This is a genomic window from Pseudonocardia sp. OZ21, from assembly GCF_059359135.1.
Genome location: NZ_JCADBN010000009.1, coordinates 284,468 through 298,508 on the forward strand (window position 1 = coordinate 284,468; position 14,041 = coordinate 298,508).

Here is a 14,041-nt window from a genome sequence, read left to right on the forward strand (position 1 = left end):
CGACCTGAAGGTGGCAGTACTGCTCGCCGGCGCTGCCTCGTCCGCTTTGTTCCGGGCCCGATCGAGTCAGGACAGGTTCGTCGTGAAGGTTGAGCTGTGAGAGCAGAGCCGGAAGGCCGGTCCCCGTTGGCGTCGTCCGACCCCGCTCAGGCCGGCGGTCCCACCGTCCTGCGCATCGTCCTCGGCACCCAGCTCCGGCGGTTACGCGAGGCCAGCGGGATCACCCGTGAGGCCGCAGGCGACGCGATCCGCGCCTCCCACGCGAAGATCAGCCGGCTGGAGCTCGGCCGGGTGGGTTTCAAGGAACGCGACATCGTCGACCTGCTGTCGCTCTACGGCGTCACCGACAAGGGGGAGCGCGAGGAGTTCATCGATCTCGCCCGCCGGGCCAACGCGCGCGGCTGGTGGCACCAGGACGGCAACATCCTCCCCAGCTGGTTCGAGATGTACCTCGGGCTCGAGCAGGCCGCGAGCGTCATCCGCACCTACCAGGTGCAGTTCGTCCCAGGCCTGCTCCAGAGTGAGGAGTACGCGCGCAGCGTCATCCTGGTCGGCCACCAGGACGAGTCCGCCGACGACATCGACCGCCGGGTCCGGCTGCGGATGACCAGGCAGAAGATGCTCACGGAGCCCGGCGCACCCCAGCTCTGGGCCGTCATCGACGAGGCGGCCCTGAGCCGGCCGTTCGGTTCCAAGCGCGTCATGCGTGAGCAGTTGGAGTACCTGCTCGAGATGACCACGCTGCCGAACGTCACGGTGCAGGTGCTCCCGTTCGACTTCGGCATCCACGCCGCCGCCGGCGGTCCCTTCACCATTCTCCGGTTCGCCGAGGCCGACCTGCCCGACATCGTCTATCTCGAGCAGCTCAACAGCGCCGTCTACCTGGACAAACGCCCTGAGGTCGAGGACTACCTCGCCGTCATGGAGCGGGTCAGCGTGCAGGCGGAGACCCCGATCGACACGAAGGCTCTCCTGAGGGAGAAGCTCGCCGACATGTGAGGCGGGCGCCGGTGGCCCCGTTCAGGACACCTTCCGCGCCATGCCCGCCGAGAACAGGGTGTGCACCGGGCTGTCGGCAGGGGTGAGCCCGTCGGCACGCCAGTCGTTGCCGTAGACCAGGCCCGGCTCCAGCATCTCGAGCCCGTCGAAGAGGCGGCGCAGTTCTGCCCACGTGCGGAAGCGTCCCGTTCCCAGGCCGCCGTCCAGGAACGCCTTCTCGAGATCCTTCGCGCGGTCCTCGTCGTCGTCGAGGAAGTTGGTGGTGACCAGGTAGGAGCCCACCGTGAGCCGGTCCCTGATGCCCTCCGCCGTGGGAAGGACCTCGGAGTCGGTGAGGTGGTGCAGGATGCTCGCCGCAATGACCGCGAACGGCTCGTCGAAGTCGATGAGTTCCTTGACGGCCGGGTTGTCGAACACCGAGTCCGGCTCGCGGATGTCGGCCATGATCATGGTGGTGGTGTTCTCCTGGCTGAGCAACGCCCGGCCGTGGGCCAGCACCACGGGATCGTTGTCGACGTAGACCACGCGGACGCTCGGATCCACCTCGTGGGCGATCTCGTGCACGTTGCCCAGCGTGGGAAGCCCCGAACCGAGATCGATGATCTGACGGATCCCGGCGTCGCGCACGAGGTAGCGCGTGGCCCGGCGCAGGAGGTTGCGGTTGTCCCTCGCGAGGCTGCCGACCTGGGGGACCGCCGCGAATATCGCGTCGGTGGCCCGGCGGTCGATCTCGAAGTGTTCCTTGCCGCCGAGGATGAAGTCGTACACCCGTGCGATCGACGGCTTGCTGAGATCCACCTCGGAAGGAACGGCGACGCCGCCACGGCCCCGACTGCCGGTCTTGTCCGCCCGGCCAGCCATCACAGTTCTCCTCCATCAGGTGGCACTCACGCCTACCTGGTGCCGCTCCGAAGATCGCGCTGGAAGTCTAGCGCGATTGCCTACCTACCGATGACCAAGGTTCGTGCTGCGTCGGCCTTGTGACCAGGCGTCGATCCGGATTCGGCGGGGCGGAATCCTTTCCGTTCTTCCGGTGCCGGTCCGGATGGCGCAGCAGGGTCGGCGCCGCGGTCCGGACGATCAAAGTGAGCACTCCGGCGAACACCGGGAGACTGACCGGTGGCGGCGTGGACCGTCACCGGGGTGGAACTGCGACACCTGGCCACGATCTGCCGGGCCGCCGGTGTAGGCGCTCCCGGCGCGGGTCTCAGACGGTGATGAGCTCGGTGGTCTGCAGGCCGAGTTCGTCGAGCAGGGCCCGCACCTCGCCCGCGTAGACGGGGTTCATGAGCAGCACGGTGCGCGGCGGCGCCGACACGAGGTCGCGCGGCGCGACGATGGGGAGCCCCAGACCGCCGATGTAGTGGTGCTGCAGACCGGGGTTGATGTCGACCACCGCGGACACCGCGGCGGCGTGGTCCATGAGCATGTTGAGGAACGTCAGGCCCTTGGCCCCGCCACCCCAGACGACCACCCGCTCGCCTGCGGCTGAGCGGTCGTCGAGCCATGAGCCCCAGTGGGCGATCCGGCCGAGGGTGTGCGTGGCGAAACCCTCACAGAGTAGGTGCAACCGGTCCAGCTCGGCGGCGGGCCCCGGCTCGCCGGAGGGCGCGGGGAGACGGGCCGGTGCGGCCTCGGCGACCACGTACTGGTCGGTGTAGGTGGTGCGCACGTCGAGCACGTCGAACCCGAGGCGGGCGAGGTAACCGGCCAGCGTGGCCGGCGTGAAGTACGAGCAGTGCTCGTACTGCAGGTCCCAGAACGCCCCGTCGGTGAGGATGCGGCCGAGGTCGGGCACCTCGGCCAGCAGCACAGGCACGCCTGCCGCCCGCATGCCGGTCATGATGTCCGCCCCGAACACGGCGAGCTCCGGGATGTGCTCGAGCGTGTGCCGGCAGACGACCGCCGCGGTGCCGGGCTCCACCATCCGGGGGGAGTAGAACGCGGGCACCGCGCGCAGCCGCTCGGCGAGCTCCGCCGGAACGCGGTCGGGACCGAAATGGGGGTCGATGCCGGTGACGGTGCCGACGCCGGCACGGAGCAGTTCGGCGGCGAAGTCGCCCGCGCCGCAGCCGATCTCGACGACGTGCGCGTCCCGGAGCCCGTGCCGCTGCACCCACTGCCCGCTCAGCTCCGCGGCGTACGCGGCGAAGCGGGGGGAGAGGTGTTGGGACTCCTCGTGCTCGCCGGTGTAGTCGAGCTTCGACATGTCGAAGGCCCGGTTGAACACGACTCCGCAGGTGCCGCAGAGGGCGAGCTCCTGGTCTCCCGTGGTGACCGCCCTGGCCTCGTCCGGGGTGGTGAAGACCGCGGTGCCGTGTACCGGCAGGCCGGCCAGCCGGATGAACGCCTCGGGAGCCGGAGCGGCACAGGCAGGGCAGGCGGCCGGCTCGCTGTGCGCCGCTGCGCCGGCCGTCGCCGAGGCGGTCAGGTCGATCATGGTCACCTCTGCGTGCGGATCAACAGCCATCGCAGCGGAGGGTAGTGGGGCTCACCGGCGGTTCTCAGGTGCGGTCGTCGAACATCGGCCGGAACCGGCGGTCCCCGACCCTGAGCAGCACATCCTGGAGGGAGAAGGTGCTGTCGAGCACCTGCCGGATCTCCTCCAGCAGCGACCGGATCTCACGCACACGTTGCTCGGGACGCTCGATCTCCAGGTAGTGGACGACCATGACGTACACGTGCTCGTCCCAGCGGCGCTCCGTGGACACGGCGCCGTTCTCGAGAACCGACCGCACCGCGTCCAAGCGCATGAACTCCTCGTAGTCATCGACAGCGGTCGGGTCCTGGAGGACCGCGATCTGCCTCGGCGACGGTTCGGCCATCGGGAACCCGCCGCGGGCCATGACGGCCAGCAGGATGTCGAGGGCGTTCGCCTTCGCACGGAGCAACGGTGCAAGGCGGGCGATCGAGCCGGGAGCGAGGATGTTGAGCTGGATGCTCAACCGACTCATCGTCGAGCCGACGCGGTCGAGCGTGAAACGCTGTTGCTGGACCATGTCGCGAATCCAGTCGCCTGCCGCGAGTGCGGAGGAGTCGTCGCCGTGCTCCAGGTGCCGCGCCATCCGGTTGGCGTAGACCCGAAGGCTCTGGACGATGTCCTCGGCACAGAGCATCGCCTCGTTGAGCTGCGCATACAGCATGAACAGCTCGGCGCCCATGTCGCCCAGCCGCTTGCTCCGGGCAGCCGCCCCCGCAGCAGGCAGGGCTTTGGTCATCGTCTCGATGAGCACCTTCAGCAGCTCGAGCACGCCTTCTCGCTCCTAACGCGCGAAGGTGTCGAGAGCGCCGAGCAGCCGGTCGCGCATGCCGTCGCTGCCCTTGTGCCCGGAGTCGTTGATGGCGAAGAGCTCGGCGTCGGGCCAGGCACGGGCGAGCTCCCACGCCGTGTGCAGCGGCCCGCTCATGTCGAGGCGGCCGTGGATCAGGACACCGGGGATGCCCGCGAGGCGGCCGGCGTCCCGCAGCAGCGCGCCCTCCTCCAGCCACGCGCCGTGGGAGAAGTAGTGCGCGCAGATACGGACGAGGGCCAGGACGTCGTCCGCCGGACGGTCGCTGAAGGTGTTCGGCTTCCCGTTCGGCTCCAGGGAGAGAATCGCGTCCTCCCAGGTGCACCAGTCGTTCGCGGCACGGTGGCGCACGAGCGGGTCGGGATGCTCCATCAGGCGCGCGTAGGCGGCCACGAGGTCGCCGTCGCGCTCGGCTTCCGGCACGCCCGCCCGGAACTGCTCCCACTCCTCGGGGAAGAACCGCCCGACGCCCCGGTAGAGCCAGTCGATCTCCGATCGCCGGGTGGTGGTGACGGAGACGAGCACGATCTCGGACACCCGGTGCGGGTAGCGCTCGGCGTAGGCGAGGGCCAGCGTGCTGCCCCACGACCCGCCCGAGAGCAGCCAGCGTTCGATGCCGAGGTGCTCGCGCAGCCGCTCCATGTCGGAGAGCAGGTGCTCCGTGGTGTTGACCGACATGTCCGTGGCCGGATCGCTGGCGTGCGGGAGGCTGCGTCCGCATCCGCGCTGGTCGAACAGAACGGCGCGGTACCGGTCGGGGTCGAACTGCCGCCGTGCGTTGACGGAGCATCCGCCACCGGGGCCGCCGTGCACCACGACGGCCGGCTTGCCGTCGGGGTTGCCGCACGTCTCCCAGTACACGAGGTTGCCGTCGCCGACGTCGAGCATCCCGTGGTCGTAAGGCTCGATCGGCGGGTAGCTCTCGACCATGCCCGTCCCCTTTCGTCCGCCGGTACGGTACGGGCGGACGGGACGGTCCTCGAAGATCGGGTCCGGTCGTGCTCAGCGCAGGTCGGCAGGGTCTTTCCGGCCGGGCCATATCTTCGAGCCGAGCGCGCCCCCGAGCGCGGCGGCGGCCACCGACACCCCGAGTCCGAGCGCGGCCCAGCCCGCCATCCGCCGGGCGGAGTTGAGCACGAGCGCCGGGTCGAACTCGATGTTCTGCTGCTGCCCCGCTCCGAAGAGGTCGGCCAGCGGCCCCACCAGTGCGCCGCTGCCGACCACCGCGAGGGTGACGATCACGAGCAGGCTCAACGCCCAGACGAGCACACCGTGCAGCAGGCCGTCGCCCGCGCGGCGCCACATCGTGGATGCCCCGGCGAGCAGGCCACCGACGAAGAACGCGACCAACGCCAGGATGCCGGCGACGATGCTCCCGGTGGTGGTGCCGCCGCCGTAGCCCATGCCGAGCAGGCCGAGGGCGAAGAACAGCAACTGCAGGACGAGGAACGTCGCCAGTGTGACCAGGGCGCCCGCCCACACCGCTCCCCACCGCACGCGGTCGTGCCATGGCGCCGCCGCCTCCGCGGTTGCCGCCGGGGTCGTCGTCGCCCAGTTGGTCGTCGACGCTCTCGGCGGTGACGTCTGCGTCGGCGTCTGCGTCGGCGTCGGGACCGGAGCCGGCGCCGGAGGGGGGGTCGTTCGGGGGCTCGGGCTCGGGCTCGGGGTCGGCGCCGTCGGCGCGGCACCGCCCTGGTCGTAGCCGCCCGGCGGGGTTCCCTGCTCCGGTAGACCGCCGCGCCCGGCCTGCGGGTCGACGCCGGTTCGCGCGGTGCCCGATTCGTCCGGTGTGGTCATGTGGATCTCCTGCTCTTCCGAGAAACCGGGATCACTCATTCGTGCCGCGTCGAGCGGCCGCGAGGATCCATTTCTCTGCGGCTGAGGACAACGGAGAACTGCCTACGCCGTCTGATCCGGCAATTACTCACCCCGGCGCAGGTGAAAGGATGTTAGAACCGGACGTTGCGGGCCGCAACGGCGCGCGGAGGTTCCACGGATCTCGTCACCCTATCGGTGCGCGTTCTCGACCGGATCTAGGAAGGCGTCCGGAATCTCACCCGAGCGATTCGGCCGGGGATCTTTATGATCTCTCGGACGGGCGGCGTCCCGGGAAGTCGATCCGCCCCAGCGGCCATTCCGCGGAGAGCCAGTGCGCCACGGTCTCGTACAAGGGATCGTCCAACTCGGCCCGGTCGGCCCGGACCCAGCAGCGCACCTCGGTGTCGAAGCCGGCTTCGCGCGCGGGGTAGATGTAGACGCACCCGATCACCTCGCCACCCGTGGGTTCGATGACGGTGTAGGTGAAACCGCTACGCCGGGCGAAGTCCTGCGCGTGCCCGCGCAGGTCGGCGAGGTTCGCCTCCGGGGTCATCCCGGTGGCCGGCGGCCAGTCCCGGCCCGCGAACCCCGGCGTGGCACGGATGTGCTCGATGCTGCCGGTCCAGGCGGCGAGATCGGCCTCGTTGTGCTCCGGCCCGAGTGGCTCCAACCGGAACCGCGGGGCGACCAGCTCCCGCGGAACCGTGAAGCCCTCGGGTACGAAGGGCCGATCCGTCGTCATGTCTCAGACCTTCGCTTCCACGAACTGCTTCCCGTCGGTGTTCTGGACGGCCACTCCCGCGACATCGTCGGGAGCGATCAACGCCGACCCGTCGAGCGTGGTGCCGCCGTTGGCGCCCTGCTCGGACACGAGCCAGCCGCCCGCCATCTCCCGGCTGCCGTCCTTGCCGATGACGATCAGCTGGCAGCGCTGCCCGGCGGGAATGCCGGTGACCGCCACGTTGACCCTCACCCAGCCGGCTGCCGGCGTGATCGCCGCGGTCAACCGTGCGCCGGTGCCGGGATCGAGCGCGCTCGCGTACCGGGTGTCGGGCTGGACCGGCGCGGCCGGTTGGGTGGAGGCGGGCGGCGCGGCGGCGATGACCGTCTGCTCGCCCAGGGTGACGCGACCGACGAGCACACCCCCCACAAGCGCGACGGCCGCCACGGCCGCGGCGGCCGCGGCGGCCAGGTGTCTACGCCTGCCCTCTACCGCTGATGACTCGGTTCTCACCTGTCGGAGAGTGCGTTGTAGCAGGAGATCCGCGTCATCCGGAGGTCCGTCGAGCAGTACCTCGGGCGGCATGTCCGCCAGTAGCTGCTGGAGTTCCCGGAGCACGGCAGCCTCCTCCCGGCACTCGGTGCAGGTGTCGAGGTGCTCCTCGACGGCTCGGATCTCGTTCGGGGTCAGTTCGTCGGCGACGTAGGAATCGATGTCCGCATGGTCACGTCCCTCACTCATCAGGCTGCTCCTTCCATCCCTACCCGCCGTTCGGGAAACATCTGGCGCAGTGCCCTCAGCGCGTAATGCGATCGGGACTTCACGGTGCCTGCCGGGATACCCAGCGCCTTCGCCGTCTCGTCGACCGACCGGCCGTGGAGGTACACCTGCTCGAGCACCTCGCGGTGCTCGATGGAGAGACGACCGAGCACGTCGAGCACCACCATGCTGTCGACCACGCGGTCCGCGTGGTCCCGCTCGACAGGGCCCGAGGTCGGCGACTCGGCCACCTCGGTGGGCCGCGCGTTGCGTGCCCGCACCCGGTCGGTGACGATGTTGCGGACCACCGTGAGCAACCAGCCGCGCACCGAACCCTTCCCGTTCACCAGGACGTCCGGATTGCGCCACGCTCTCACGAGTGCCTCCTGGACGATGTCCTCGGCGGCGGCGCGGTCAGTGGTGAGCCTCGTGGCGTACGCGAGCATCGCCTTCCCGTGCTCGTCGAACAGGGACCGCACGAGTGCCTCGTCGGCCCCCGCCGGCCGCCTCGTCCTCATCCCGACCACGCACGTGTCCCTTTCCCCCTCACCCACGACATGGGTGCCTCGCACCTCGTGCCGACGGCGGTCGTGATGTTCGCGATCCCGCGCCGAGCTTCTGCGTGATGGCGTCTTCGTCGGGCGCCGTCGGCAGCCGGGACGGGCGGCGCGGCCGGGGCGGGCGCCGGGAGCCTCGTCATGGATGGAACCCCTCAAGTCGGGAACTGGGACCGGAGCACCGGCCACCCCCCACACGTCGCCTACGGCGGTGAGGTTCAAATCTTCTTTGCCGGATCTTCGGAGACTCATCCATCGCCGGAGAGCCGCAGCCGGCCGCGGCAGACCGAACTGCCGACCTTCCATGGAATACGTGCTCGGGCGTGGGTCGGTTCGTTCCTGAAGGGGTGTCGTGGATCACCCCGGATGTCGGAACCGCAATGCGGTACAGATCCGTGTGCTACTCCGAACGGGTCGGAGCGACCGGCCCGCAGATCTCGAGGAACTCACCATGATGCTCCGCTCCGTTGCCCGGCATGCCGTCATCGCCGCCGTGGGCCTCGCAGCGCTGGCTGCCTGTGGCACAGCGGCCGCCCCGCCCGCTGCGCTGACGGCAGCGGCCGCACCGCCCTCCGTGGAGCAGCAGGCCCCGGACCAGGCGCAGCAGCAGTTCGGCCAGGTCATCGCCACCGAGGCACCCACCATCACCCGGACCCAGGGCAAGGTCAAGATCTACACCGGGGCGTCCACGGCGGCGGTCACCCCGCCGACCGATCACGCGTCGAACACGATCCAGCTGCAGGTGATCGCCAGCACCCAGATCGGCCCGTACGTGAGCGACAGCGCCGGCATGACCCTGTACCGCTTCGACAAGGACACCGCGAAGCCGTCGAAGTCGAACTGCACGGGCGACTGCGCGACGACCTGGCCGCCGCTGCTGGTGAAGTCCCCGGGCGACATCTACACCGTCGGTCTCGACGCGAAGAACGTCGGCTACGTCGAGCGTCCCGACGGCACGTGCCAGGTGACCATCGGCGGCTGGCCCGTCTACTACTTCTCCAAGGACCAGCAGCCCGGCGACCTCAAGGGCCAGGGCGTCGGCGGCACCTGGTTCGCGGTGAACCCGAAGGGCGGCAAGACCGAGGCGACGCAGCAGGCTGCGCCCGCAGGCGCCCCGTCGGGATCCGACAGCGGACAGCAGCAGTCCTCCTCCGGCGGCTACTGACGGACACAGGAGTCCGGGCGGCCCGGCGACGCCGGCCGCCCGGACTTCGTGCGGCCGCTCGCAGGCCGTGCACGCGCGCCCCGGTGGTGATGCAGCCCACCGGGGCGCTGTCGTGCCCGCGATCACCCGGAGGAAGCGCGGCGTCGCTCAGGGGCCGTCGTGGCCGGGCCCGGTGGTCCGGCGGGAGCGGGCAAGGGTCTCGCGGCTGTCAGCGATGCGCCGCTGGGACGACTCGACCGCCTCCGACTGGCCGTCGAGGTGGGAATCGGGGAACGGGTCCGCGGACGCGACGCCTCCGGGCACGTCCTGCTGGGCCCGTTCGATCGCCGACTGGTCGCGGTGGACGGCGCTGAAGTCGCGGTCGCCTGCTGAGGCCGTGCGGTCCTGGGCGGAGGCGGAGCGGTCGGACGCCGAGCCGATGCGGTCGGCAGCAGCGGCCCGCCGCTCGTCGTGACCCGGCCCGATCTCCGTGAGGATCTCGTCGATGAGGGACTGGACAGCGGCGCGGTCGAGCGCGGCCAGCCTGCTCTGCTCGGTGGCGTGGTCGCGCAGCTGCGCCAGTGCCGCGGGGGTGAGGTGCTGCCACGCGGCCGGGTCGATGTCGGTGTCCTCGATCCGCCGCAGGCGTTCGACGATCTGACCGCGGATGCTCCAGAGCCGGTCGCCGAGCTCGCTGCGGTGCGTGTGGGCGGCCACCTCCCGGTCCACGGCGTGCTCGTCGCGGGACTCGGCCGTGCGGTCACGTCGGGCCGAGGAGAGGTCACGCTCCTCAGCGGCGTCGTCCCGATCGGCCGCCGCGTCGTCCCGGCGCTCGGCCGGTGCGGAGGAACCGGTAGGCGTGCCGCTGCAGTCCATGCGACCGCTCCTCCCTGACGCCGACACCCGCCATGGTGGCACCTCTGCCGACCGGTCGTGCGACCTGTGCGGCGAGGTCTTGGTGGGAACGCGCAGTTCCCGGCATGCTGGCCCGCGTGACTGACTCGGACGGTTCCGGCCACGGCGTTGCGTCCGGGCAGCCAGGCACGGCCGGGCTGTCGCTGCGGCTCCACGGGGAGCCGTCCGCGCTGTCGGTCTTCCGAGCGGAGGTCGACGGCTGGCTGCGTGGGCTCTGGTGGCCCGACGCCGGCCGCGACGATGTCGTGTTCGCGGTCAGCGAGGCGTGCACCAACGCGGTGGAGCACGGGTACTCGTCCGTGCCGGCAGGTGACGTCGAAGTCGTCGGGGGAGTCCACACCGAACACCGCACGCGGTTCGTGGTTCTCGTCGTCCGCGACCGGGGCCGCTGGCGCCCCCCGCCTGCTGACTCCGGCTTCCGGGGCCACGGCCTCACCCTCATGCGGGCGTGCATGGCGGACGTCGGCGTCCGTACCGGCGCCGATGGCACCGTCGTGACGATCACGAGCTGTCCCGTCCCGCTGCCCGGGCCTGCTCCGCGGCCCAGGGCACTGCTCCGACAGGCCCCGGCGGAGGTCTCGTGCCCGGCCGTCGACCGGGCGACCGGCGACCGGCGGTACCGGCAGGCGCTGCTCATCCGCCGGGCAGCAGAAGCGCGGAGCCGGTCCGCTGCCGCCGTCGGTGAGGCCGGCACCGCGAACGTGCGGGCGCGGGAGATCATGCAGGCCAGCGAGCGGCTGCTCGGCCGCCCGCCGCGCAGGCCGTGTACGAACGTGCCCCGCAGCGCCTCCTTCCCCACCTGACGGGCAGGCGGTTCGCCCGCTCGTGCTCGACGCGGACCAGGTGGCGCACGCACCGGCCGGGAGCAGCCACGCGGAGGCGGCGACGCTCCCGTTGAACGGGCTCACCGCGCGCCTGGCTCTCGACCTGCTCCGGCTGCCACCGGGGCGAACCGTCGCGGTGACGGGAGCCGCGGGGCCGTCGGTGGGTATGGCGTTCAGCTCGCCAAGGCCGACGGGCTGCGCGTACTGGCCGACGCGTCGCCGTCCGACGAGGAGCTGGTCCGGCGACTCGGTGCCGACGTCGTCGTCGCGCGTGGTGTTCGTCCCGCCGTACGGCCATGCCCGCCACAAGCTCGAACAGCTGCGCCGTCTCGCCGAGCAGGGGGAGCTGTCCCTGCGCGTGGCCGGCACCTTCCCACCGGAGCGAGCCGCCGACGCCCATCGGGCCCTCGAGGCAGGTGGCGTCCGCGGGCGCCTGGTCCTCGACTTCGACCACCAGAATCCGGAGAACGTGTGAACACCATCGGAGTCGGCATCATCGGCGCCGGCCCCGGGCCCACCAGCTGGGCGGCCAACGTGCACGTCCCAGCGCTGCGGGCACTACCGGCCTACGAGCTGCGTGCCGTCAGCACCAGCCGCCGTGCGTCGGCGGACGCCGCCGCGGCCGCGTTCGGTGTGGACGCGTTCGACGACGCTGCTGACCTGATCGCCCACCCCGGAGTGGACCTGGTCGTGGTGGCGGTCAAGGTGCCGGCAGAGCAAGTTCGTGCCGGAGGTCCGCAGGGTCCGCGAGCTCGTCGACGCCGGTTACGTGGGGACGTACCCGGCACGACCATCGTCGGATCCGGGGTGTCCTGGGGTGCGACCACCCACCGCGGTCAGGCCTACCTCTTCGACGTCACCAACGGCGTGACGCCGTTGACCGCCTCGGCCGCGTTCGGCCTCGATGTAGTCGTACCCCCAATCCGTGCGTTGCTCGATGGTGCTGGTGACGAGGCCGCCGCTGACGTTGGGCACCCAGTAGGCGAACTTCAGCGGAGCCTGTCCGGCGTGGGACGTGACGGGACAGCGTGCGGAAAGTCGGCTGAGCGGCTCACCGGCGCCCACTCCGCCGCCTCGGCGGCCCGGGACCGGGACGACCGCTCGGCCGCCTCCACGGCGTCGGAGCCGAGGAGCAGCCGCAGCGGCGGCTCGTCGAGGTCGACGAGATCGACGATGATCCGGGCGCCGCGCGCGGGGTCTCCCGGTGCCGATCGGTCCATGCCGGCGCGCCGGCGGTTCATCGCCCCGACGGTCTCCTCGTAGTCGGGCCCGACGGGGGCGAGGCGCATCGACGAGCCCGCCCAGTCGGTGCGGAACGCGCCCGGCTCGATGATGGTGACCTTGATGCCCAGCGGCTTCACCTCGTTGTTGAGCACCTCGGAGAAGCCCTCGACGGCGAACTTCGCCGCCTGGTACGCGGCGGCGCCCGGGGAACCACCCACGCGCCCGCCCACGGAGGAGAACTGCACGAAGTGGCCGGAGCGCTGTGCGCGCAGTACCGGCAGGGCGGCCTTCGTGACGTTGACGACGCCGAAGAAGTTGGCCTCCACCTGTGCGCGGAAGTCCTCGTCCGGGGTCTCCTCGATCGCCGACGAGTTGGCGTAGCCGGCGTTGTTGGCAACCACGTCGAGGCGGCCGAACTCGTCCACCGCGAACCGCACGGCGGCGCGCGCGGCCTCGGCATCGGTGACGTCGAGTGCGAACGTGCGGACGCGGTCGCCGTACTGCCGGACGAGGTCCTCGAGTTGCTCGCGACGACGGGCGGTGGCGACGACCTGGTCCCCCTTCTCGAGTGCGGCGACGGCGAGTTCGCGACCGAAGCCCCGCGAGCTACCGGTGATGAGCCACGTCCTGGTCATGCCGTTCCCCTGTCCTCGGATCTCCTGCGGCTCTAACTGTCTCATCAACGTAGCACTAGAGTGGTTTTCTGCCACTCCGTCATGGCCGACGATCAATGATGTGTCTCACGCGAGGTATCCTGCGGTCGCCATGAGAGCTGATGCCGCGCGCAACCTCGACGCCGTCCTGCGCACCGGAGCGCGCCTGCTCGCCGAGGACCCGGCCACGAGCATCGCCACCATCGCGGCGGAGGCGGGGGTCGACCGGCGCACCGTCTACCGGCGTTTCACCACGCGCGAGGCGCTACTCGCGGCGGTCTTCCAGGCGAAGCTCGACTCGGCCGAGCGCGTGCTCGACGACGCCAGGCTCGTCGAGGCGCCGGTGGCGGTGGCCCTGCACCGTTATGTGGAGGGCATCGTCCCGGTCAGCCGGGAGTGGCCGGTGGACGTGCGCCGGATGATGCGGGCCGACCCGGAGGCCCACGCACGCCGGGAGGAGCAGAGCCACCGGCTCGACGTGTTCCTCCAGCGGGCGGCCGACGAGGGCCTCCTGCGCGCCGACATGCCGACCGGTTGGACCCGTGCCGTCCTGGACCAACTCGTCGACTCCGTCGCGCACGCCTACCCGCGGATCGAACCGCCGCAGGCCGCCGACCTCGTCGTCGACACGCTGCTGGGCGGTGTGGGCCGGCGCTGACGACTACCGGGGAACGATCGACGCGCACGCGGCCTGCGCACGGTCGGGCACGAAGGCGTCGGGGCGGGAGTCGCCGAGGGCGCGGGCCTCGTCGACGATCTCGCGCAGCGCGTCAGCCTGCTGCGACGTGAGACCGCGGTGCTGGTAGTCGTACCCCTGGTCGGGAGACCCGCGGAGGTCCTCGGCCACCCAGTACGTGAGCTGGTTGACGCACACGGCCACGGGATCGGGCGGCGGAGCGGTCGTGCTGGGCTGCTGCGGTGCCGGCGGTGACGGCTCGCCGGCGCAGCCGATGAGCACCGCGGCGAGAAGCGCCGGCCCCACCCACCCCACGGCCCGGCGCCCCCTCGCGGGACCGATGCGCTGCAGCATGGGCGTCACCGGCGGAGTGTGGCCGAGCGCCCCAAGTTCAGGAAAGCCACTTTCAGGCCCTCTGCGGGCAGGAAAGTGGCTTTCCTGAACCTCGGGGCGGTGCTCGC

The 14,041-nt window shown here is 71.1% G+C and carries 16 protein-coding genes and 1 pseudogene; 6 read left to right on the forward strand and 11 right to left on the reverse strand.

From position 1 onward, the window contains the following. The first annotated feature begins 96 nt into the window (after positions 1–96). Positions 97–999: a Sco1979 family transcriptional regulator gene (locus AC5L35_RS22035; protein WP_495061556.1), complete on the forward strand. Its 903-nt coding sequence runs from the start codon at positions 97–99 to the stop codon at positions 997–999. Positions 1,000–1,020: 21 nt separating this feature from the next. On the opposite strand, the gene AC5L35_RS22040 is transcribed toward AC5L35_RS22035, so the two are convergent. The 8 genes from AC5L35_RS22040 to AC5L35_RS22075 all read right to left on the reverse strand — a co-directional run bounded on the left by AC5L35_RS22040 (position 1,021) and on the right by AC5L35_RS22075 (position 8,105). Further along, the gene (locus AC5L35_RS22040) at positions 1,021–1,860 is read right to left on the reverse strand and encodes an SAM-dependent methyltransferase (RefSeq protein WP_495061557.1); all 840 of its coding nucleotides are present in this window, start codon (positions 1,858–1,860) and stop codon (positions 1,021–1,023) included. A 346-nt stretch (positions 1,861–2,206) separates the two neighbouring features. After that, positions 2,207–3,469, reverse strand: a complete 1,263-nt coding sequence (locus tag AC5L35_RS22045) for a class I SAM-dependent methyltransferase (RefSeq protein WP_495061558.1) — start codon at positions 3,467–3,469, stop codon at positions 2,207–2,209. Between the two features lie 34 nt (positions 3,470–3,503). Next, the gene (locus tag AC5L35_RS22050) at positions 3,504–4,250 is read right to left on the reverse strand and encodes a hypothetical protein (protein WP_495061559.1); all 747 of its coding nucleotides are present in this window, start codon (positions 4,248–4,250) and stop codon (positions 3,504–3,506) included. 12 nt (positions 4,251–4,262) lie between these two features. Then, complete coding sequence (gene pip / locus AC5L35_RS22055) at positions 4,263–5,219, reverse strand: prolyl aminopeptidase (protein WP_495061560.1); 957 nt, start codon at positions 5,217–5,219, stop codon at positions 4,263–4,265. 72 nt (positions 5,220–5,291) lie between these two features. Beyond that, positions 5,292–6,086 (reverse strand): hypothetical protein, encoded by a 795-nt coding sequence (locus AC5L35_RS22060; protein ID WP_495061561.1) that lies wholly within the window; start codon positions 6,084–6,086, stop codon positions 5,292–5,294. 283 nt (positions 6,087–6,369) lie between these two features. Further along, positions 6,370–6,849, reverse strand: coding sequence for a GNAT family N-acetyltransferase (locus tag AC5L35_RS22065; RefSeq protein ID WP_495061562.1), 480 nt, complete (start codon positions 6,847–6,849; stop codon positions 6,370–6,372). Positions 6,850–6,852: 3 nt separating this feature from the next. Continuing rightward, complete coding sequence (locus AC5L35_RS22070) at positions 6,853–7,569, reverse strand: anti-sigma factor (RefSeq protein WP_495061563.1); 717 nt, start codon at positions 7,567–7,569, stop codon at positions 6,853–6,855. Next, entirely contained in the window at positions 7,569–8,105 is a 537-nt protein-coding gene (locus tag AC5L35_RS22075; protein WP_495061564.1) for a sigma-70 family RNA polymerase sigma factor, read from the reverse strand. Before AC5L35_RS22075 ends, AC5L35_RS22070 begins: the two co-directional genes overlap by 1 nt. Positions 8,106–8,595: 490 nt before the next feature. Between AC5L35_RS22075 and AC5L35_RS22080 the strand changes: the two genes are divergently transcribed. Next, entirely contained in the window at positions 8,596–9,309 is a 714-nt protein-coding gene (locus AC5L35_RS22080) for a hypothetical protein (protein ID WP_495061565.1), read from the forward strand. Positions 9,310–9,456: 147 nt separating this feature from the next. Here the strand turns inward: AC5L35_RS22080 and AC5L35_RS22085 are convergent, their stop codons facing one another. Then, positions 9,457–10,164: a hypothetical protein gene (locus AC5L35_RS22085; protein WP_495061566.1), complete on the reverse strand. Its 708-nt coding sequence runs from the start codon at positions 10,162–10,164 to the stop codon at positions 9,457–9,459. Positions 10,165–10,280: 116 nt separating this feature from the next. Here AC5L35_RS22085 and AC5L35_RS22090 point away from each other — a divergent pair, with 116 nt between their 5' ends. From AC5L35_RS22090 to AC5L35_RS22100, 3 genes and pseudogenes are all read left to right on the forward strand, one after another. Continuing rightward, positions 10,281–11,006 carry an ATP-binding protein gene (locus AC5L35_RS22090; protein WP_495061567.1) on the forward strand — a complete coding sequence of 242 codons (726 nt, stop codon included), beginning with the start codon at positions 10,281–10,283 and terminating at the stop codon, positions 11,004–11,006. Positions 11,007–11,028: 22 nt separating this feature from the next. Continuing rightward, entirely contained in the window at positions 11,029–11,502 is a 474-nt protein-coding gene (locus AC5L35_RS22095; RefSeq protein WP_495061568.1) for a zinc-binding dehydrogenase, read from the forward strand. After that, positions 11,499–11,720, forward strand: a pseudogene (locus tag AC5L35_RS22100) (Gfo/Idh/MocA family oxidoreductase); the annotation flags it as partial. The gene AC5L35_RS22095 and the pseudogene AC5L35_RS22100, both read left to right, overlap by 4 nt. A 296-nt stretch (positions 11,721–12,016) precedes the next feature. On the opposite strand, the gene AC5L35_RS22105 reads toward AC5L35_RS22100, so the two are convergent. Continuing rightward, on the reverse strand, positions 12,017–12,886 hold the full coding sequence (locus AC5L35_RS22105) for an oxidoreductase (protein WP_495061569.1): 870 nt from the start codon (positions 12,884–12,886) through the stop codon (positions 12,017–12,019). A gap of 130 nt (positions 12,887–13,016) precedes the next feature. On the opposite strand from AC5L35_RS22105, the gene AC5L35_RS22110 reads away from it, so the two are divergent. After that, positions 13,017–13,562: a TetR/AcrR family transcriptional regulator gene (locus AC5L35_RS22110; protein WP_495061570.1), complete on the forward strand. Its 546-nt coding sequence runs from the start codon at positions 13,017–13,019 to the stop codon at positions 13,560–13,562. Positions 13,563–13,565: 3 nt separating this feature from the next. Here AC5L35_RS22110 and AC5L35_RS22115 read toward each other — a convergent pair whose 3' ends face one another. Beyond that, positions 13,566–13,943 carry a hypothetical protein gene (locus AC5L35_RS22115; protein ID WP_495061571.1) on the reverse strand — a complete coding sequence of 126 codons (378 nt, stop codon included), beginning with the start codon at positions 13,941–13,943 and terminating at the stop codon, positions 13,566–13,568. Between the last annotated feature and the right edge of the window lie 98 nt (positions 13,944–14,041).